Here is a 19,804-nt window from a genome sequence, read left to right on the forward strand (position 1 = left end):
CCGACGACGCAGGTGGTCGACGACGGGATCGCGGTGGTGGAGAGGGTGCGACGGCGCTGGGGCGGCACCGACATGGCGGAACGCCGGCGGGCACGCCGCGACGCGCTGCTCTCGGTGGGCATCGATCTGCTCGGGGCGCCCGAGGGACCGGCGGTCAACGTGCGCGCCGTGTGCCGGGCGGCCGGACTGACGGAGCGGTACTTCTACGAAAGCTTCGACGACCGGGACGCGTTCGTGCGCGCCGTGTATGCCGCCGTCGGGGAACGGGTGCGCACGGCGCTGGAGGCCGCGGTCGGTACGGCCCCGCAACCGGGGGACCTTCCCGAGGCGGCGGTCCGGGCCTTCGTCGACCTGATCGTCGACCGCCCGGCCGTGGGCCGGGTGCTGCTGCTCGGCCCGCTGCGGGAGCCGTCGCTCGGTGGTCAGGGCCTCGACCTCGCTCCCACGTTCGTGCTGCTCGTGCAGCAGCAGCTCACGGCGATCGCCGACCGCGAGGAGCGGCACATGGTGGCGGTCGGGCTCGTCGGGGCGCTGACGAGCCTGTTCATCGGCCACCTGGACGGCACCGTCGCGGTGTCGCCGGAGCGGCTGGTGCGGCACTGCGTGGGCCTGCTCGTCCGGGCCGGAAGTGTAGGGCCGCAGGCGGAGGGGTATTCGCAGGACGACGGCACGCTCGACGAAGGGAGGGGCATCATGCCCAGGTCGTCGATCAAGGACGAGAAGCTGTATCAGGAACTGCGCGACGACGGCGCCTCCAAGGAGAAGGCCGCCCGGATCTCGAACGCGGCGGCAAATCGCGGCCGGTCCTCCGTGGGCCACAAGGGCGGCAAGTCGGGATCCTACGAGGACTGGACCGTCGCCGAGCTGAAGAAGAGGGCCAAGGAGCTCGGGATCTCGGGCTACTCGTCCAAACGCAAGGGCGAGCTCATCGACGCGCTGCGCAACCACTGAGCCGCGGAACGACCGAGCGGCGGACCCACCGAGCCGGCGGGGCGGGCCGGGCTCAACCGCTCCCGTCGCGCGGCTGACAGTGCGGGCACCAGTCGATCTTGCGGTCCGGGTCGGCCGCCGACCCCAGCGTGCCGGTCCGGATCGTGGTTCCGCACCGACGGCACGGCTTGCCCGCGCGTCCGTACACCCACGTGCCCCGGCCGGGCCGGCGGTCGCCGGTGGTGATCCGGCTGACGCGGTCCCGGTTGAACATCAGCAGCCGGTGCGCCAGATCGACCCAGGCGGTCGCATCTCCCGCGTCCGCGACCGGCGTCGACGGGTGCACGCCCCGCAGGAAGCACAGCTCGCACCGGTACACGTTGCCCACCCCGGCCATCACCCGTTGATCGAGCAGCGCCAGACCGACGGGCCGGCCCGGATCGCGAATCAGGTTCGCGGCGGCGGCCGCCGGGTCCCAGTCCGGCCCGAGCAGATCGGGTCCCAGATGTCCCACGGCCTCCTCCTCGCGGTCGCGGTCCAGCACCTCGACGATCCCCAGGTCGAAGCCCACGGCCTCCGCGTCCGCGACCGCGAGCACGATCCTGGCGTGGTATCCCTGGCGGCGCCAGCGTGTCCCGGGCGTGTGGACGTCCCACACCCCCTCCATCTTCAGGTGGGTGTGGACGGTGTGCGCACCGACGCGGATCAGAAGGTGCTTGCCCCGGGCGAGCACCTCGTCGACCACGGTGCCGGTCAGATCGACCGTCGCGTACCGGGGCACGCGGATGTCGCAGCGCGTCAACGGCTTTCCCGCGAGAGCACGGCGCAGCCGGGTGGCCGCCTGGAAGACGGTGTCGCCCTCGGGCATCAGGCCCTCAACCGGAAACCACGAGGCGTGGCCGAGAAGCCGGCCTCGGCGAGGAACTCCGCGAACAGGTGACCGTGAATCGAACTGCCGTCGACCTTCTCGACGACGAGCGTGTCGAGGCCTCCGCCCTTGACCGACCCGGCCAGTGACGCGCACGCGCCGCGGAGTATCCCCGGGTCCTCGGTGAACGTCAGCACCGTGCGGCCGCCGCGTTCGACGAACAGACCCAGTTCGCCGTCGACGAGCACCACCAGCCCCCCGGCCTTGCGGCCGGGGCGGTGCCGCGGCGAGTCCTCGGGCGCCGCCGACTTCGGCCAGGGCAGTGCCGCGCCGTACGGGTTCGCCGGGTCGCACGCGGCCAGCGTCACCGCGGGTGTGCCGGTGTGGCGACCCTCGAGCGACTCGCCGTAGGACCGCAACCGGTCCACGACCTCCGGGGGGGAGAACTGCGCACCGCCGAGCGTGTCGACGAAGTAGCCGCGGCGGCACCGCCCCGTCTCCTCGAACCGGCTCAGCACCTTGTACATCAGGGCGAAGCCGCCCGGCACGCCCTCGGCGACGACCGCGCCGCGGGTGACCACGCCGTAGCGCTCGAGCAGCAGGTCCGCGGCGGCGTGGGCGCGCACCGTCGGATCGGTTTCCCGGTCGGGCAGCAGCGACCACCGCCCACCGACCGTCGGTGGCCCGGTCCGGTTCGGCAGCGCCGGACGTCCGCGGTACATTCGGGCGCGCGGGGCCCGGCGGGGCGTGCGGTGCGCGGGGGTCGCGCGCGAGGTGTCGCCGACGAGGGCGCGCAGCGCGGCCGGGGTGTCCCCCGAGACGAGGCCGGCCCACACGAGATCCCACAGCGCCGAGGCGGTTTCCGTGTCGGTGGTGCCGAGGGCCTCGGTGAGCTGACGGAAGAAGAACGCCCCGCCGCCCGCGAGCGTGTCCAGGATGCCGCGGTGGACGTCGGTCTGTTCGATCTCGGCCGCCGGCGCGAGGGTCAAGGGGGCGGTGTCGGTCAGGTGCAGCGACACCCAGCCGTCCTTGCCGGAGATCTGCCCCGACCCCGCCCACAGCACTTCGCCCGTCGTGGTGAGTTCGTCGAGCATCGCGGGGGAGTAGTCCCGCACCCGCGGCGCGAGGATCAGCGGCTCGAGAGCGCTCGCCGGCACCGGCACCCCGGCCAGTTGCTCGACGACCGCGGCCACCCCGTCCACCCCGCGCAGGCCGCCGCCCACGTGCTGCCACGCCGGCAGGAACCGGCCGAGGGTGGCGGTGCCGACCGGCTCCACCTCGTGCCGTGCCGCCGCGAGCGACCGTCGCCGCAGCCGCCGCAGCACCTCGGTGTCGCACCACTCGGCGCCCGTCGTGCCGGGCCGGAACTCACCTGCGCTGACTCGCTTCTCGGCGGCCAGCCGGTGCAGCACGTCCTGCACCACGGCGGTGCCGAGCCCGAACCGGGCCGCCGCCTCCGCCGCGGTGAACGGGCCGTGGGTGCGGGCGTACCGGCCGATCAGGTCGCCCAGCGGATCGGGCACCGGCTCGACGAACGCCGTCGGCACGCCGATCGGCAACGGCACCCCGAGCGCGTCCCGGAGCCGCGAGGCGTCCTCGACGGCCGACCACCGCTCGTGGCCGGCGAAGGACACCTTCAGCACCCGTCGCTGCGCGTCCAGCTCGCCGAGCCATGCGGCGGGATCGGCCGTGGTGCGTTCGGCGATCTCGGTCTCGGTCAGCGGGCCGAGCAGCCGGAGCAGGTCCGCGATCCCCTCGGCGTCGCGGGCCTTGCGGTCGGGGGCGAGGTGCTGCAGCTCCAGTTCGGCCCGGGCGATGACGTCGGCGTCGAGCAGTTCCCGCAGCTCCACACGCCCGAGCAGTTCGGCGAGCAGTGTCGAGTCCAGGGACAGGGCCGCAGCGCGCCGTTCGGCCAGCGGGCTGTCGCCCTCGTACATGAACGCGCCCACGTAGTCGAACAGCAGTGAGGTCGCGAACGGCGACGCGGTGGCCGTCTCGACCTCCACGATGCGGACCTGCCGCCGGGCGACGCGGCCGAGCAGGTCCCGCAGGGCGGGCAGGTCGTAGACGTCCTGCAGGCATTCCCGCACCGTCTCGAGCAGGATCGGGAAGGTGGGGTAGCGACGGGCCACGTCGAGCAGCTGCGCCGAGCGCTGCCGCTGCTGCCACAGCGGCGCCCGCTTGCCGGGAGTGCGGCGCGGCAGCAGCAGTGCCCGCGCCGCGCATTCCCGGAAGCGTGAGGCGAACAGCGCCGAGCCGCCCACCTGCTCGGTGACCAGGTCCTCGATCTCGTCGGTGTCGAAGGCGAACACCTCCGCGCCGGGCGGGGCGTCCTCGGTGTCGGGGAGCCGGACGATGATGCCGTCGTCCGAGGCCGTGGGCGCGGCTTCGACGCCGTACCGGTCGAGCAGCCGTGCGCCCACGGCGAGCGCCCACGGCGCGTGCACGCGCATCCCGTACGGGGAGTGCAGCACGAGACGCCAGTCGCCGAGTTCGTCGCGGAACCGCTCGACCACCAGGGTCCGGTCGGTGGGCAGGTGGCCGGTGGCGTTGCGCTGCTCCTCGAGCAACCGTGTCAGGTTGGCGGTCGCGTTGTCGTCGAGGCCGCCGCGACGGCACCGGGCGGCGGCGTCCTCCGGATCGGCGTGCCCGAGTTCGCGCACGAACGCCCCCAGGGCGGCGCCGAGTTCGGCCGGGCGGCCGACTCCGTCGCCGTGCCAGAACGGCAGCCTGCCGGGCTGCCCGTAGGCGGGGGAGACCAGCACCCGGTCGAAGGTGATCTCCTCGATGCGCCAGCTCGTCGCGCCGAGCGCGAACACGTCGCCCACCCGGGACTCGTACACCATCTCCTCGTCGAGTTCTCCGACCCGGGTGGCCTTCTCGCCGACCATGTACACGGTGAACAGGCCGCGGTCGGGGATCGTGCCGCCCGAGGTGACGGCCAGCCGCTGCGCGCCCGGCCGGCCGGTGAGGGTGCCGGCGGTGCGATCCCACACCACCCGGGGCCGCAGCTCGGCGAACTCGTCCGACGGGTACCGCCCGGCCAGCAGATCCAGCGTCGACTCGTACGCCGAGCGGGGCAGCGTCGCGAAGGAGCCGCTGCGCCGCACCGTGTCGAACCACTCGTCCACGTCGAGCGGCTCGAGGGCGACCGCGGCGACGGTCTGCTGGGCGAGCACGTCCAGCGGGTTGGCCGGCACCTGCAGGGCCTCGATGTGCCCGCCCACCATCCGTTCGACCGTGACCGCGCAGTGCACCAGGTCGGTGCGGTGCTTGGGGAACAGCACCCCGCGGGAGATCTCGCCCACCTGGTGGCCCGCCCGCCCGACGCGCTGCAGTCCGCTCGCCACCGACGGTGGTGCCGACACCTGGATCACCAGGTCGACCGCGCCCATGTCGATGCCGAGTTCGAGGCTCGAGGTGGCGACGACGCAGCGCAGCCGCCCGGACTTGAGGTCGTCCTCGATCAGCGCCCGCTGGTCCTTGCTCACCGAGCCGTGGTGCGCCCGCGCCAGCAGCGGCTGCGCGCCGAAAGCGACCTCGGTGGGCGCGCCGAGCTGCGCCGGGGGCCGGGGCCGGTGGTCCACCGCCTCGCCCTCGCGTTCGGCGTGGATCTCGTTGAGCCGGGCCGTCAACCGCTCGGCGAGGCGGCGGGAGTTGGCGAACACGATGGTGGAACGGTGCGCGACGATGAGGTCGACGATCTGCTCCTCGACGTGCGGCCAGATCGACCCGGCCTGCGGAACCCCCGGCATCCCGTCGTCCGAGAGTTCCGGCTGTACGCCCAGTTCGGTCATGTCCTCGACGGGCACCCGCACCGTGAGATCCCACGTCTTGGCGGACGGCGGGGCGACGATGCGGATCGGCGCCGACCCGGCGAGGAACCGGCCCACCTCCTCGTGCGGGCGCACCGTCGCCGAGAGGCCGATCCGCTGCGCGGGCCGCCCGAGCAGCAGGTCGAGCCGTTCGAGCGAAAGCGCAAGGTGTGCACCCCGTTTCGTTCCGGCGACGGCGTGCACCTCGTCGACGATGACGGTCTCCACACCGGCGAGCGTCTCGCGCGCCGCGGAGGTGAGCATGAGGAACAGCGACTCGGGGGTGGTGATGAGGATGTCCGGCGGGGTGCGGATCAAGGCGCGCCGGTCCGCCGCCGACGTGTCGCCCGAGCGCACGCCGACGGTGATCTCCGGCGGCTCGAGGCCGAGCCGTCGCGCGGTCTGGGTGATGCCGACCAGCGGCGAGCGCAGGTTCCGTTCCACGTCCACCGCGAGGGCCTTGAGCGGGGAGACGTAGAGCACGCGGGTGCCGGGGTGGTCGGTCGGGGTGGCCGCGAGGCGGTCGAGCGACCACAGGAAGGCCGAGAGTGTCTTGCCCGACCCGGTGGGAGCCACCACCAGGGTGTGCGCGCCGGAGGAGATCGACTCCCAGGCCCCGAGCTGTGCGGCGGTCGGGGCCTCGAACGCGCCCGCGAACCACTGCCGGGTGGGCTCGGAGAAACGGGTCAGGACGTCGGTCACCGTTCCATGGTGCACCGCCGGTACGACACGTCGGCGGTTTCCCGGATGTCGTGCTCGTGCCGGTCGGCCCCCGGCCGGCGGCGGGCCGGGCCGGGCGTCAGTCGGCCAGCGCGAACCGCGCGAGTTGCGCGCAGTGGTCCGACGCCCACAGGCACCGGCCGGTCCGCATCACCCGTTCGACGAGTGCGGCGGCAGCCGGCTCCCACGGTACGGCGGCGAGCTGCGCCCGGCCGGCGGGTCCGTCGGACCAGCCGATCGACACGACCGGGCCGTCGGGGCGGAACTGCAGGCCGGAGTGGGCCGCCGCGAGCACCTCCACGCTCGTTCCGGCGGCCGCCTCGAGGTCGTCGACGGCCACGGTGACCCGGCCGCCGATCCGGCGTGGCTGCTCCACCTGCAGGGCCTCCACGTACAGCCCCGCGGCCTCGATCGCGCCGACGTGCACGCGCACCAGCGGTTCCGCCTCGGTGGAGCCGTCGTGCGGCGGCAGGCACACCACCGACCAGTACTCGCGTTCACTCATCCTCGGATTGGGTACCGCGGCGCGCACGTAGTCGCGCAGCCATGCTGTCGCCGTGGCGAACTCCGGGTACTGCTCGAACGTCCGGTAGCGGGTGTCGCGCAGTGGCAGGCCCGCCGGCGACAAGGGCGTACGGGCGTTCACTGGATTTGTTCCTCACGCACGCGGCCACCGTACTCGATCTTGTTTCAGAGGATGACGCCCGGATTGAGGATGGATTCCGGGTCGAGCGCCGCCTTGATCCGCCGGGTCAGGTCCATCACGTCGGGACCCACCTGATCCGGCAGCCACGCCTTCTTCAGCCGGCCCACCCCGTGCTCCCCGGTGATGGTGCCGCCCAGCGCGATCGCCAGGTCCATGATCTGCCCGAAGGCCACGTGCGCGCGGGCCGTCTGGTCGGCGTCGGCGGGGTCGTACACGATCAGCGGATGGGTGTTGCCGTCGCCGGCGTGTGCGATCACCGCCACCGTCACCGCATTGCGCTCGGCGATCTCGGCGACACCCCCGACCAGGGCCGGCAGCGCCGGCAGGGGCACGCCGACATCCTCGAGCAGCAGGCTGCCGGTCCGTTCGACCGCCGGGATGGCCATCCGCCGCGCCGCCGCGAACGCCTCGCCCTCCTCGGGGTCGTCGGTCGAGAACACCTCCTCGGCACCGGCGTCCTCGCACGCCCGCACCATCGTCGCGATCTCCTGCGCCGAGGCCGTGCCCGGCGCGTCGGACCGGGCGATGAGCATCGCCTCGGTGTCGCGGTCCAGCCCCATGTGCAGCGCGTCCTCGACCGCATTGATCGAGGCGCGGTCCATGAACTCGAGCATCGCCGGGCGCATCGTCGCCGTCACGGCCAGCACCGCGTCGGCCGCGGCCTGGACCGAGCCGAACGTGGCGACCATCGTCGATGCCGGCGGTTGCGGCGGGAGAAGCCGCAGCGTCACCTCGGTGATGATGCCGAGGGTGCCCTCGCTGCCGACGAACAGCTTGGTCAGCGACAGGCCCGCCACGTCCTTGAGACGGGGTCCGCCGAGCCGCACCGCGGTGCCGTCGGCGAGCACCACCTCGAGGCCGAGGACGTAGTCCGTGGTGACGCCGTACTTCACGCAGCACAGCCCACCGGCGTTGGTCGCCGCGTTGCCACCGATCGTGCACATCTCGAACGACGACGGGTCGGGCGGATACCACAGCCCGTGCTCGGCCGCGGCCCGCTTGACCTCGGCGTTGAGCAGTCCCGGCTGAGCGACCGCCGTGCGGGTGACCGGGTCCACGGTGATCGCCCGCATCCGCTCGGTGCTCAGCACGATCCCGCCCGGCACCCCGCCCGCGCCGCCGGACAGGCTGGTGCCCGCGCCGCGCGGCACCACGGGCACCCGGTGCGCGCTCGCCCACCGCAGTGTGGCTTGCACGTCCGCCGTGCGCGTGGCCCGCACGACCGCGCGCGGCACCGCCGCGTCCGGATCGCGGGCCCAGTCCTGCCGGTACCCGGCGAGCAGGTCCGGATCGGTGATCAGCGCGCCGTCCGGGAGCTGGTCGGCGAGCTCGGCGAGATCGGCGGGCACGGTCAGCCTGCCGGGGTGAGGTAGCGGGCGCGCAGCTTGTGCTTGACGAGCTTGCCGGTGGGCGTGCGCGGCAGGTCGTCGGAGAAGTCGATGCTGCGCGGCGCCTTGAAGTGGGAGACGCGCTCGCGGACGAAGTCGAGGAGCTCGCGCTCGACCTCGGGTCCGGGCTCCACGCCGTCGGCGAGCTGGACGACGGCCTTGACCTCCTCGCCCATCTCCTCGTTGGGGACCCCGATCACCGCGACGTCGTACACCTTGGGGTGCAGGGTGAGGATGTTCTCCGATTCCTGCGGGTAGATGTTCACGCCACCGGAGATGATCGTGAACGCGGCCCGGTCGGTGAGGTACAGATAGCGCTCCTCGTCGAGGTATCCGATGTCGCCGCTGGTGGTCCACGTCGGATGATCGGGGTGCGTCGCCTCCTCGGTCTTCTCCGGGTCGTTGTGGTATTCGAAGGGCCGCTCGTCGCGCTCCCACCACACCGTGCCCGTGGCACCGACCGGCAGCTCGGCGCCGCTGTCGTCGCAGATGTGGACGATTCCCATCACGCCGTCACGACCCACGGATCCCGGGTGCTCGAGCGCCTGCTCCGAGTCGATGAACGTGGCGCCCGCGCCCTCGGTGGAGGCGTAGTACTCGTACACGATCGGGCCCCACCACTCGATCATGGCGCGCTTGATCTCCGGCGGGCACGGCGCCGCCGCGTGGATGGCAACCTTCAGGCTCGACATGTCGTACCTGCCGCGCACCTCCTCGGGGAGCTTGAGCATCCGCACGAACATCGTCGGCACCCACTGGCTGTGGGTGACGCGGTAACGCTCGATCAGCGCGAGCGCCTCCTCCGGCTCGAACCGGTCCATGAGGACCACCGTGCCCCCGACGGACTGCACGACTCCGCAGAAGCGAAGCGGCGCAGCGTGATACAGCGGGGCCGGGCACAGGTACACCGACTCGGCGTCGAAGCCGTACATCGGGGCGAACACCGCCGTGTAGGGATCCGGGACGTCCTGGACCTGTCCCTCGGGCAGCTTCGGCTTGATGCCCTTGGGCCGGCCGGTGGTGCCCGAGGAGTAGAGCATGTCCTGACCACGCGGCTGCGACTCGAGCGGCGAGGGGTCGAACGCCGCGAGCGCGTCGGCATAGTCGTCGAAGCCGGGCAACGCACCGCCGTACGCGAGCCGGCGGATCACGTTCGGGTAGGCCCCGGAACGGGTGTCGATCGCGGTCGCCGCGCCCGCCGAGGCGAGCAGCACCTTCGCGCCGCAGTCGTTCACCACGTATGCGGCCTCGGCGGGGGTGAGGTGCCAGTTGACCACCGTGACGTACAGGCCGGAACGCAGCGCCGCCCAGTAGACCTCCATCACCCGCAGGTCGTTGTCCGAGATCAGCGCGATGTGGTCGCCCGGCTCGAGTCCGGTGGCGCGCAGGTATTTCGCGAGGCGGACGGAGTTCTCGTCGAGCTGCCGGTAGGTGAGCGACTCCCCGGTGGCGGGCCGCACGATGGCGGGCTTGTCGGGGGTTGTGGCGACGAAGTTCCCAGGAAACATGCCCCTTGGTCTACCACAGCTGTGGCCCGGGTCACGTGAGCCGAGAGGCGCTCGGCGCAACTGCTCGACCGGCCTGCCCGGTCGGCGTACCCTCACCCGCACGTGAACGGCACCGGAGCAGGCGGACGGGAGGGACGACGTGGCGCTCGCCCTGGAGAAGGACCGCCTGGTGTTCGAGTTCCCGGAGGTGCACGCCGCCGCCCGCATGGCCGTCTCCTTCCACCGCACCCTGCGGGTGCCGGACGACGGCAACACCTACCCGTTGCCGCCCGGCCTCGGACGGTTCCCGCTGCGGACCGTCGCCGGACTCGACGACGCCCGGATCCCGGACTCGTGGCGGTCCCGCGGCGGACTGGTGATGCCGATGTGGCAGTCGGAGGCGTGCTGGCTCGGGTTCGAGTCGCGGTATCCGTTCCTGGTGAAGGTCGCCGCCGGGGACGTCGACGCGCTCACCGGCGAACCCTGGTCGCCGGGGCCGGACTTCGGGCGCGAGGACTACCTCGAGGTGCCGACGCAACCGTGGCTCGACGGCTTCGTCGTGGCGCAGGGGCGGGTGCGCCAGTTCGTCGCGATGCCGCTCGGTTCCGGCTACAGCGCCGAGGAGCAGCTGCGGTCCGGGCCGGCGCGGGGCGGAATCCGCGTCGCGGCCTACCCCATGCGGGCGCGACGATGGGCGGAACGTGCCGAGTTCGACGCCCGGCGTCCGATGCACTCCTTCGCGCCGGCCCCGGCGATGGGGCTCGGTGCCGGCGGGTCCGTCGAGCAGGGCGTCGCCACCCCGGTCGAACCGCACGATGCGTGGGACCTCGAGCACCGCTCGGTCGTCGACGTGCACCTGGTGAACAGCGAGCAGTGGCGCGCGGTCACCGGCGAGGACCCTCCGACCCGGCCCCTGGCCGCCGCCGACTACACCGGCCGCGGATTCCCGTGGTTCGAGCTCTACGACGAGACCGTCGCGCGTCAGGGGGCGCAACCGCTCGCGGACGTCGACACGGTCGCCGACGTCGGGCGGCGCCGCGGGGAGCCGTTGCCCGGCAACGAGACCGTCACGGTGCCCGAACCGATCCGGATCCGGCCGGCCCCGCGCGATCCCGGCCGCCGCGGATGATCCGGCGGTATCGTCTGTCGGCATGGGGAAGGTCACCCAGCGCGTCGAACCGGAACCGCTGGCCGGAAGGCTGATCGAGCACGGTCGCGCGGCGGTCGCATTCGACGACGCCGGTGCGGTCGCCGCGCTGCCCGCGCGGGTCCGGCGACGCGACGGCGCGTTGTGGGTCGGTGTGCCGCGGGAGTCGATGCCACCGTCGGCCGGGCTCGACCGGGTCACCGTCCTGCTCGACGACGGCGAGTTCTGGTTCGAGCTGCGGGCGGTGAACTGGCGCGGACGCCTCGCCGCGGCGGACGCCCCCGCCCCCGACGGTCGCGAGGATCTCGCCTGGTTCGTGTTCACTCCGCGACGCGCCACCGCGTGGGACTACGCGACCCTGCACGAGGAGCGGGACGCGTGAAGGCCGACGACGCCGTCGTGCGCGACTTCCTCGACCGTGCCCTGGTCGCGCGCCTGGCAACCCGCTCGCCGAAGGGCGCGGCGGCCCTGGCCCCGCTGTGGTTCGTGCAGGTCGACGGCCGGCTGTACTTCGGCACCGGGCGCGACACCGTGGCGGCGCGTAACGCCGCCGCGAATCCCGATGTCGTCGTGCTGCTCGACGACGGCGAGCGGGGCCCCGTCCTGCGGCTGCGCGGGCGGGCCACCGTGCGGCCGGGCGCGCCGCCCGCGGCCGTCATGGTCCGCTTCGGCCGGAAGTACTACCTCGGCGGATGGCGCTCGGAGCTGTCGCACGCGCGGAGCTGGCTCCTGCGTACCCGGTACTACGGGCAGAGCGCGCCGGCCACGATCGTCGTCGAACCGGGAGAGGCAGAGCTGCTGCGGCGGCCTTGAGGGGTGTCTCTCACGACGGCGGTCCGGCGTTCACGGCCGCGACGTGCCGCAGCCACTCGGTGAGCGCCTGGAATCGCTGCCGGTCGGGATGGTGGAACACCACCGTGTCGGGATCCGCCGAGGACGGCGCGCCGTCCCGGCCGCCGCCCGTCACGATCCGGAGCATGCCGTCGGTCTGCGGCAGCGCCGGGCGGAACTGCACGTCCACCACGTCCCGCAGACGGATCCGCCTGGGCGTCAACGGAACCGGACCCAACGCCCGCGCCACGGGACCCTCCCGCAGGATCCACAGCCGGTCGCCCTGCACGACGATCTGCCCGCCCCACCCGTGGTACCGGTGCATCGGCAGCACCGGGTCGGGCGGGTCGGCGACCGGGCCGGGCGCCAACCGCGGCACGATCACCGGCGGTCCGTCCAGGACGCGCTCGTCGATCTCGTCGGCCGGCGTCACCGACACCGTCACCTCGGCCGCCAGCCGGGATCCGCTCACCGCCGCGCGTGCAGCGGTACGGAGTCCGCGCGCGGACAGGTGGGTCACGATCGGCAGCAGACGCGCACTGGACCGCCGGCCGAGGTATCCGCACGCCCGGTCGTCCACCCGCACCTCCACCAGCGCGCCGTCCGCCTCGTGGAGGGTGACGAGCAGGGCGTACTTGCCGGGCGGGTCGGCGTAGGGGTGCAGCAGGTCGAAGTGCCGTTCCTCGCCGGTGACCTGGAGGGTCCGGCCCGGGGGCAGCAGCGTGTAGGGCACGTCCGGAGGATCGTTGCGGGGCACCAGCCGGGCCGGGGCGCCGAGGCTGACCGAGACGCGGGCGATGATGCGGCCGCTGCGGGCCGGGTCGTCGTTGTAGGCACCCGCATCGGCGGCCCAGATGCGGCCCGGCACGGTCGGCAGGTACCCGCCTGCGACGACGCGGCGGAGCACCGGCCCGTAGCGCAGCGCGTCGCCGTCGCCGAGGATGCCCAGCGTCAGCCCGTCCGCGCGCACGCTGACGCCGTGTGTCTCCGGCAGCAGGGACACGTCCCTCCGGATCTCGGCGCCGGCCGCCTCGAACGCTGCGCCGAGGGTCCGCACGATGTGGTCGGTCCACGCGAACTCGCCCTCGATCTCGGTGTCGAACCGGTCCGGCCGGCACCCCCACAGTCGGTACGGAACCAGCTTGTCGCTCAACCGAACTCCACACCCTGGGCCAGCGGGAGGTCGTCGGAGAAGTTGATCGTGTTGGTGGCGCGGCGCATGTACGCCTTCCACGAGTCCGAACCCGACTCGCGGCCGCCGCCGGTCTCCTTCTCGCCGCCGAACGCGCCCCCGATCTCCGCGCCGGAGGTGCCGATGTTGACATTGGCGATGCCGCAGTCCGAGGCGGCGAGGAAGCGCTCGGCCTCGCGTTGGTCGGTGGTGAAGATCGACGACGAAAGTCCTTGGGGTACCCCGTTGTGCAGGGCGATCGCCTCGTCGAAGTCGTCGTAGGCCAGCACGTAGAGGATCGGGGCGAACGTCTCCTCGCGCACCACGTCCGTCTGCGCCGGCATCCGCACGACCGCGGGCCGGACGTACACCCCGTCGCCGGGGACCTCGACAGGGTCGCCACCCGTGACGAGAATGCCGCCGTCGAGTTCGGCGCGCTCGAGCGCGGTCCGCATCGCGGCGTGGGCACCGCTGTCGATCAGCGGTCCGACGAGCACCCCGTCGTCGAACGGATCGCCCACCCGCAGCCCCGAGTAGGCCTTGGCGATCCGCTCGGTCAGCTCGTCGACGACGGAGCGATGGGCGATCAGCCGTCGCAGGGTGGTGCAGCGCTGCCCGGCGGTGCCGGCCGCGGCGAACACCACGGCCCGCACGGCGAGGTCGAGGTCGGCGGAGGGTCCGACGACCGCGCCGTTGTTGCCGCCGAGTTCGAGCAGGCAGCGCCCGAACCGTGCCGCCACCCGGGGCGCGACGATGCGGCCCATCCGGATCGAGCCCGTCGCGCTCACCAGAGCGACACGCGGATCGTCGACCAGCGCCTCGCCGACGGCGGCGTCGCCGACCAGGACGTGGTGCAGGCCGCCGGGGGCACCCACGTCGCCCGCGGCCCGCTCGAGCAACGCGTGGCAGGCCAGCGCCGTGAGCGGGGTCTTCTCGGAGGGCTTCCACACCACCGGATCGCCGCACACGAGCGCGATCGCGGCGTTCCAGGACCACACGGCGACGGGGAAGTTGAACGCAGAGATCACGGCGACCACCCCCAGGGGGTGCCACGTCTCCATCAGCCGGTGGCCGGGTCGCTCGGAGGGCATCGTGCGGCCGTAGAGCTGGCGCGAGAGGCCGACCGCGAACTCGCAGATGTCGATCATCTCCTGCACCTCGCCGAGCGCCTCGGAGGGGATCTTCCCGGCCTCGAGCGTGACGAGCTCGGCGAGATCGGACTTGTGCTCGCCGAGCAGGTCCCCGAGCCTGCGGACCAGCCGGCCCCGCACCGGCGCCGGGACCTGCCGCCAGTGCTCGAAGGCCACGCTCGCCACGGCGACCGTGGCGTCGACGTCCGCGGCGCGGGCCGGGTGCAGCCGCGCGAGCTCCGAGCCGTCGATCGGACTGGTGACCGTGTGGGGGCCGTCGAGGGCGGGGGCGCTCGCCCCGCAGCGGCGCAGCGCGGCCGCGGCGCGATCATGCAGATTGCCAGTCGGATTCATCGTCGATGTCCTTTCCGGTTCGGTTAGCCTGCGCTGATGGCGGAAAACTCGAAGGAGTCCCTGGACGAGATCGACCGGCTGCTCATGCGCGAACTGGTGGCGGACGGCCGGGCGACGCTGGCCACCCTCGCCGAGAAGGCCGGATTGTCGATCTCCGCGGTGCAGTCCCGGGTCCGCCGCCTCGAAGCCCGGCAGGTGATCCGCGGATACGCGGCGAAGGTCGATCCCGAAGCGCTCGGGTTGATGCTGTCGGCGTTCGTCGCGATCACCCCTCTCGATCCGTCCCAGCCCGACGACGCGCCGGCGCGGCTGCGGCACATCGACGCCATCGAATCCTGCCACTCCGTGGCGGGGGACGAGAGCTACATCCTGCTCGTGCGCGTCGCCTCGCCGCGGGCGCTCGAACAACTCCTGCAGGAGATCCGCGCGACGGCGAATGTGGCCACCCGCAGCACCGTCATCCTCCAAACATTTTACGAACGATAGTCGTCAGAAGGGGTGATCTTCCTTTATCCCGCCGGGTTTGGTGGAACATTGACGTACCCTCTGGGCATGAGCACTGCATTCCGACACCCGGACGGTGCCCGCGAGCTGCCCCCGAGCCGGGTACACGCCGTTCTGCGCGAACATCTGCTGGTGGACGGGTTCGACCTCGTCCTCGACCTCGACCGATCGCGGGGCGTGCGGCTCGTCGACCAACGGGACGGCACGACCTATCTCGACATGTTCGGGTTCTTCGCGTCCTCCGCGCTCGGGATGAACCCTCCCGACATCGTCGACGACCCGGCGTTCACCGCCGAACTCGCCGCGGCCGCCGCGAACAAGCCCAGCAACTCCGACATCTACACGGTGGCGATGGCCCGGTTCGTCGACACCTTCGCGCGGGTGCTCGGCGACCCGGCCCTGCCGCACCTGTTCTTCGTCGACGGCGGCGGGCTCGCGGTGGAGAACGCCCTCAAGGCGGCCTTCGACTGGAAGAGCCGGCTCAACGAGGCCCGCGGACTCGGCTCCGACCTGGGGGGCAGCGTTCTCCACCTGACCGAGGCGTTCCACGGACGCACCGGCTACACGATGTCCCTCACCAACACGGACCCGGTCAAGACGGCCCGGTTCCCCAAGTTTCGCTGGCCGCGCATCGACGCGCCCTACCTCGCCGGCGACCGCGACGTCGAGGCCGCGGAGGCGCATGCGCTGCAGCAGGCGCGCCGGGCGTTCGCCGAGAATCCGCACGACATCGCGTGTTTCATCGCCGAGCCCATCCAGGGCGAGGGCGGCGACCATCACTTCCGGCCGCAGTTCTTCCAGGCCATGGCGGAACTGTGCCGCCGTCACGATGCGCTGCTGATCTTCGACGAGGTGCAGACCGGCGTCGGGATGACGGGAACCACCTGGGCGTACCAGCAGTTCGGCGTCGCCCCCGACATCGTCGCCTTCGGCAAGAAGACCCAGGTCTGCGGCATCATGGCCGGCGGCCGGATCGACGAGATTCCCGACAACGTCTTCACGGTCTCGTCGCGGCTCAACTCCACCTGGGGCGGCAACCTGACCGACATGGTCCGCGCCCGGCGGATTCTCGAGGTGATCGAGCGGGACCGGCTCGTCGACCGCGCACGCATGACCGGGGCGCATCTGCTGTCCGGGCTGAACCAGCTCGCCGTCCGCCACCGGCTGGTCGGCGAGCCGCGCGGACGCGGGCTGATGTGCGCGTTCACCCTGCCCACGCCCGACGTCCGCGACGCCGTGCTCACCCGCCTGCGGGTCGACGAGCACGTGCTGATGATCGGCACCGGGCAGCGCGGCATCCGGTTCCGGCCGCCGCTGACGGTCACCACCGCCGAGCTGGACGAGGCGCTCGACGCGCTGGACCGCGTGCTGGGGGAGGTGGCACGGCACTGATCCGCCGGCCCGGGAACCGTTCCGGCGGTCGGATCCGGTCAGGACTCGACGTCGAGGTGGAAGGGGAGCGTGACGTCGACGGTCGTGCCGCGGCCCTCGGGGCTGTCGAGCACGAGGTCGCCGCCGAGAGCCGCGGTCCGATCCCGTAGCCCGTCCAGCCCCCCGCCGGGCGACGGCCGCGCGCCACCGCATCCGTCGTCGCGGATCGTCATGCGCAGCGCGTCACCCGCCCGGTGCAGGCAGATGCGGACGACGGTGGCCCCGGAGTGCTTTCCGGCATTGGTGACGGCCTCCGCCCCGATGAGGTACGCGGCGAGTTCGACGGGAGGCGAGGGCCGGCCGGGGAGGCCGTCGTCGATGCCGACGGGCACGGGTGCCCGCTCGGCCAGCGAGCGCAGCGCGGCCGCGAGGCCGCGCTCGGTGAGCACCGCCGGGTACACCCCCCTGGCGAGCTCCCGCAGTTCGGTCAGGGCGGTGTCGAGTTCGGTGGCACCGTCCGCGAGCAGCCGGCGCAGATCGGCCCCGTCCCCGGCGCGCTGGGCACGGCGCAACAACAGCGACGCGGCGACGAGACGCTGCTGGGCACCGTCGTGCAGGTCGCGCTCGAGGCGTCGCCGCTCGATGTCGCCGGCCGCGACGATCCGTTCGCGGGATCGGCGCACCTCGTCGAGCCGGAGCTGCAGGTCCGCCTGCAACCGCTCGTGCTCGAGGGCGAGCGCCGTCGCGCTGCGGACCGCGGCGAGCAGCTCGGGTTGCGTCTCGAGGGACGGGTCGTACACCAGGGCGCCCACGGGGTCGCCGGCGCGTTCGAGGATGGTCGCCGCGCGCGAATCGGAGCGGCGGGGAAGGGAGTGGACCGCCCCGTCCGGATCGACGTATGCCGCGCGCTCGGGCGCATAGGTCCACAGCACCAGGCTCGGGTCGTGCACGGCCCGCCGGAGCGCGTCGACGAATCCGACATCGATGGGCGCGGAACCGATCTCCACCATCGCGTCGCTGACCGCAGCACGCGCCAGCCGGTACCGGACGAGACCGACCGCCACCGCCAGAGGAAACAGCGCCGTGGTCGGATAGCGCAGGTTGAGCACCCACGACGGGGGCGACCAGGGAAGGCTCACCGCGCTCGACAGCACCACGATCGTGATCACCGCGGAGAGGCCGTACGCGACACCGAGCGGCGCGAAACCGGCCCGGTACGCCGGCGATCCCGAACGCCAGCGAGCGACCACCACCAGCACGAGCGTCCCCACGATCAGGAACGCGCAGAACCCGACGACGAGCTGCACCGCGTGTGCCAGCGACGGATCATCCCGGAGCAGAAGAAGATTCGTCGATGTCGACGGTGATGCCGCGGGTGCGGTCCGCGGATCGAAGAACAACCACTCGGCCACGATGCCGATCGTGGCGAGGATCCACGCGGCGCCCACGAACAGGCGCTGCCACCGTCGGTGCAGCCGGCCGGTCGGGAACCCGATCAGGGCCTGCAGCAGGACGGGCAGGTACAGGTTCGTCGCGGTCACGCCGACGGTGAAGGCCACGGCCTCGCCGGAACGTCGCAGGCCGCCGAGGAACCACAACAGACCGGCCATGAGGATGAGGGGCCCGGTCAGGTCCTGCGGGCGAGTGTTCCAGGCGATCGCTCCGGACACGACGAACGCGACTCCGGTGCCGAGGAACAGCGCGAGTTCGGTGGGCCCGAACACCGGCAGGAACGGCCCCTCGGCGGCGGCGAAGGATTCCCGCGGCCCGAGGAGCAGCGTGCGGGCCGGATCCCGCAGCGCCGTCGGCGACCAGTCCACCGCCGCGGCGATCGCTGCGACCAGCACTGCCGTGACCACGACGAGCAGCTGGATTACTCGATGCCGCACGGCCGGCCTCCTCCCGGACCGTCTCAGTCTCCCCCCGCGCCGTCGCCGGCACCACCGTGCTGGCACGGAACGCGTGCGGGTGTCACCACGGTCCCGCATTCCGGTGTCACCACGTATGAGGCGACGGGGGCCGGACCTCACAGTTGTGGTGGTGTGTCCGGAACCCCCCGGGCCGCACGGAAGCGGCAGCGAGAGCGCCGCAAGAACCGGCCGCAAGAACCGAAGGAGAAGGTAATGCGGTTCACCCTCATCGTGAATGCCCTCACGAACCTGCTGCCGCTCGTATTTCGCGACGACGCGAGCATCAAGGGCGTCATCCGCGCCCTCGCGCGGTAGTGGGTGAGTCCTGTGACAGTCTCGACTGCCGGCGAAGCCGGCATGAGTGCGGCTGCCGGCAAAGCCGGCACGGATGCCCGGCTGTCCGCGCCTGCCCGGCACCCGATGGCCCTGGACTTCGCGTCCGCGTTCGGACTCGGGTACTCGGAGCGCTCGATCTCGGTCGTCGACGCCAACGGCGTGTGCATGGCCGCGATCCAGGCCCTCCATCGCCGGGTGATCGCCCTCCACGAGGAACTGGTGGAGGCTCGACGGGGTGACTGGTCGCGCGATGCCGGTGGCACGGTCACGACAGCGTGAACCCACCCCGTTAGGGTGGGCCCATGTCGGACTCCGCCGCCGGTAGCCCTGCCCGAACGCCGGGGCCCGGGCTCGAACCGAAGTCGATCCCGAACCTGCGCGACCTCGGCGGGTGGACGACCCGGGCCGGCGCGTCGGTGCGACGGGGCGTGGTGTACCGCTCGACCGACTTGAGCCGGGTCACCGACGCGGATGCGCGTGTCCTCGACGGACTGGGGCTGACGACGGTCGTGGATCTGCGAACGGCCGCGGAACGGGAGGCGGCGCCCGACCGGGTGCCGGCCGGCGTCCGGCATCTGCCGCTCGACGTGCTCGCCGATCGTGAGCACGGTTCGATCGCCGCGCACATGAAGGAGTTGCTGACCGACGCCGCGTTCGCCCGGGAGGTTCTCGGGGACGGCCGCGGCGCCGAGTACCTGCGGGGCAGTTACCGCGACTTCGTGCTGCTGCCGAGCGCCCGGGCGGCGTATCGGACGCTGCTGCGCTCGCTGCTCGTCGAGGACGGCACCCCGGTTCTCGTGCACTGCACCACCGGCAAGGACCGCACCGGCTGGGCCGCAGCCGTGCTGCTGCTGGCGCTCGGTGTGGATCGTGACTCTGTGTTCGAGGACTACCTGCGGACCAACGAGATGCTGCTGCCGGCGTTCGAACCGATTCTCGCCGCGCTCACCGCGAAGGGGGTCGAGCGTGCGGACCTCGAATCCGTTCTCGGCGTCCGCGCCGAGTACCTCGAGGTGGCGTTCGCGACGGCGGAGGACGCGTTCGGGTCGTTCGACCGGTACCTCGACGACGGACTGGGGCTCACGAACGCCGATCGGGACCGGCTCGGGCAGGCTCTGCTGGGGTGAGGTCGGGCA

At 72.5% G+C, this 19,804-nt stretch carries 15 protein-coding genes and 2 pseudogenes; 9 read left to right on the plus strand and 8 right to left on the minus strand.

The features are described 5' to 3' along the window. Positions 1-72 precede the first annotated feature (72 nt). Positions 73-624: pseudogene (locus G6038_RS00225) on the plus strand (TetR/AcrR family transcriptional regulator); the annotation flags it as partial. A gap of 69 nt (positions 625-693) precedes the next feature. Beyond that, positions 694-951 carry a Rho termination factor N-terminal domain-containing protein gene (locus tag G6038_RS00230; RefSeq protein WP_165035485.1) on the plus strand — a complete coding sequence of 86 codons (258 nt, stop codon included), beginning with the start codon at positions 694-696 and terminating at the stop codon, positions 949-951. Between the two features lie 52 nt (positions 952-1,003). Here the strand turns inward: G6038_RS00230 and G6038_RS00235 are convergent, their stop codons facing one another. The 5 genes from G6038_RS00235 to G6038_RS00255 form a co-directional block, all read right to left on the minus strand. Next, a complete protein-coding gene (locus tag G6038_RS00235; RefSeq protein ID WP_165035333.1) occupies positions 1,004-1,798 on the minus strand; it encodes an Fpg/Nei family DNA glycosylase in 795 nt (264 codons plus the stop codon). Continuing rightward, positions 1,798-6,315, minus strand: a complete 4,518-nt coding sequence (locus G6038_RS00240; protein ID WP_165035334.1) for an ATP-dependent helicase — start codon at positions 6,313-6,315, stop codon at positions 1,798-1,800. The genes G6038_RS00235 and G6038_RS00240 overlap by 1 nt, the downstream gene beginning before the upstream one ends. Positions 6,316-6,412: 97 nt before the next feature. After that, on the minus strand, positions 6,413-6,979 hold the full coding sequence (locus G6038_RS00245) for a hypothetical protein (protein WP_165035335.1): 567 nt from the start codon (positions 6,977-6,979) through the stop codon (positions 6,413-6,415). Positions 6,980-7,023: 44 nt separating this feature from the next. Next, the gene (locus G6038_RS00250) at positions 7,024-8,394 is read right to left on the minus strand and encodes an FAD-linked oxidase C-terminal domain-containing protein (protein WP_206024068.1); all 1,371 of its coding nucleotides are present in this window, start codon (positions 8,392-8,394) and stop codon (positions 7,024-7,026) included. Beyond that, positions 8,391-9,935, minus strand: coding sequence for an AMP-binding protein (locus G6038_RS00255; protein ID WP_165035337.1), 1,545 nt, complete (start codon positions 9,933-9,935; stop codon positions 8,391-8,393). The genes G6038_RS00250 and G6038_RS00255 overlap by 4 nt, the downstream gene beginning before the upstream one ends. 139 nt (positions 9,936-10,074) lie before the next feature. Here G6038_RS00255 and G6038_RS00260 point away from each other — a divergent pair, with 139 nt between their 5' ends. The 3 genes from G6038_RS00260 to G6038_RS00270 are packed head-to-tail and all read left to right on the plus strand — an operon-like array spanning position 10,075 to position 11,874. Then, positions 10,075-11,043: a hypothetical protein gene (locus tag G6038_RS00260; protein ID WP_165035338.1), complete on the plus strand. Its 969-nt coding sequence runs from the start codon at positions 10,075-10,077 to the stop codon at positions 11,041-11,043. Between the two features lie 22 nt (positions 11,044-11,065). Beyond that, on the plus strand, positions 11,066-11,443 hold the full coding sequence (locus tag G6038_RS00265; protein ID WP_165035339.1) for a hypothetical protein: 378 nt from the start codon (positions 11,066-11,068) through the stop codon (positions 11,441-11,443). After that, positions 11,440-11,874: a pyridoxamine 5'-phosphate oxidase family protein gene (locus G6038_RS00270; RefSeq protein WP_165035340.1), complete on the plus strand. Its 435-nt coding sequence runs from the start codon at positions 11,440-11,442 to the stop codon at positions 11,872-11,874. The genes G6038_RS00265 and G6038_RS00270 overlap by 4 nt, the downstream gene beginning before the upstream one ends. A 10-nt stretch (positions 11,875-11,884) precedes the next feature. Here G6038_RS00270 and G6038_RS00275 read toward each other — a convergent pair whose 3' ends face one another. After that, positions 11,885-13,045: a hypothetical protein gene (locus G6038_RS00275; RefSeq protein WP_165035341.1), complete on the minus strand. Its 1,161-nt coding sequence runs from the start codon at positions 13,043-13,045 to the stop codon at positions 11,885-11,887. Then, positions 13,042-14,547, minus strand: a complete 1,506-nt coding sequence (locus G6038_RS00280; protein WP_165035342.1) for an aldehyde dehydrogenase family protein — start codon at positions 14,545-14,547, stop codon at positions 13,042-13,044. The genes G6038_RS00275 and G6038_RS00280 overlap by 4 nt, the downstream gene beginning before the upstream one ends. A gap of 36 nt (positions 14,548-14,583) precedes the next feature. Here G6038_RS00280 and G6038_RS00285 point away from each other — a divergent pair, with 36 nt between their 5' ends. Further along, positions 14,584-15,033: an Lrp/AsnC family transcriptional regulator gene (locus G6038_RS00285; RefSeq protein ID WP_165035343.1), complete on the plus strand. Its 450-nt coding sequence runs from the start codon at positions 14,584-14,586 to the stop codon at positions 15,031-15,033. A gap of 66 nt (positions 15,034-15,099) precedes the next feature. After that, a complete protein-coding gene (lat, locus tag G6038_RS00290; RefSeq protein WP_165035344.1) occupies positions 15,100-16,443 on the plus strand; it encodes an L-lysine 6-transaminase in 1,344 nt (447 codons plus the stop codon). A 38-nt stretch (positions 16,444-16,481) separates the two neighbouring features. Here the strand turns inward: lat and G6038_RS00295 are convergent, their stop codons facing one another. Continuing rightward, positions 16,482-18,311, minus strand: coding sequence for a histidine kinase (locus G6038_RS00295; protein WP_346772706.1), 1,830 nt, complete (start codon positions 18,309-18,311; stop codon positions 16,482-16,484). Positions 18,312-18,743: 432 nt separating this feature from the next. Between G6038_RS00295 and G6038_RS00300 the strand changes: the two are divergent. Beyond that, positions 18,744-18,947, plus strand: a pseudogene (locus tag G6038_RS00300) (tail fiber domain-containing protein); the annotation flags it as partial. Positions 18,948-18,970: 23 nt separating this feature from the next. Continuing rightward, the gene (locus G6038_RS00305) at positions 18,971-19,795 is read left to right on the plus strand and encodes a tyrosine-protein phosphatase (protein WP_165035345.1); all 825 of its coding nucleotides are present in this window, start codon (positions 18,971-18,973) and stop codon (positions 19,793-19,795) included. Positions 19,796-19,804 lie beyond the last annotated feature (9 nt).

Source organism: Rhodococcus sp. 14C212, from assembly GCF_011058195.1.
GTDB classification, from domain to species: domain Bacteria; phylum Actinomycetota; class Actinomycetes; order Mycobacteriales; family Mycobacteriaceae; genus Rhodococcus; species Rhodococcus aetherivorans.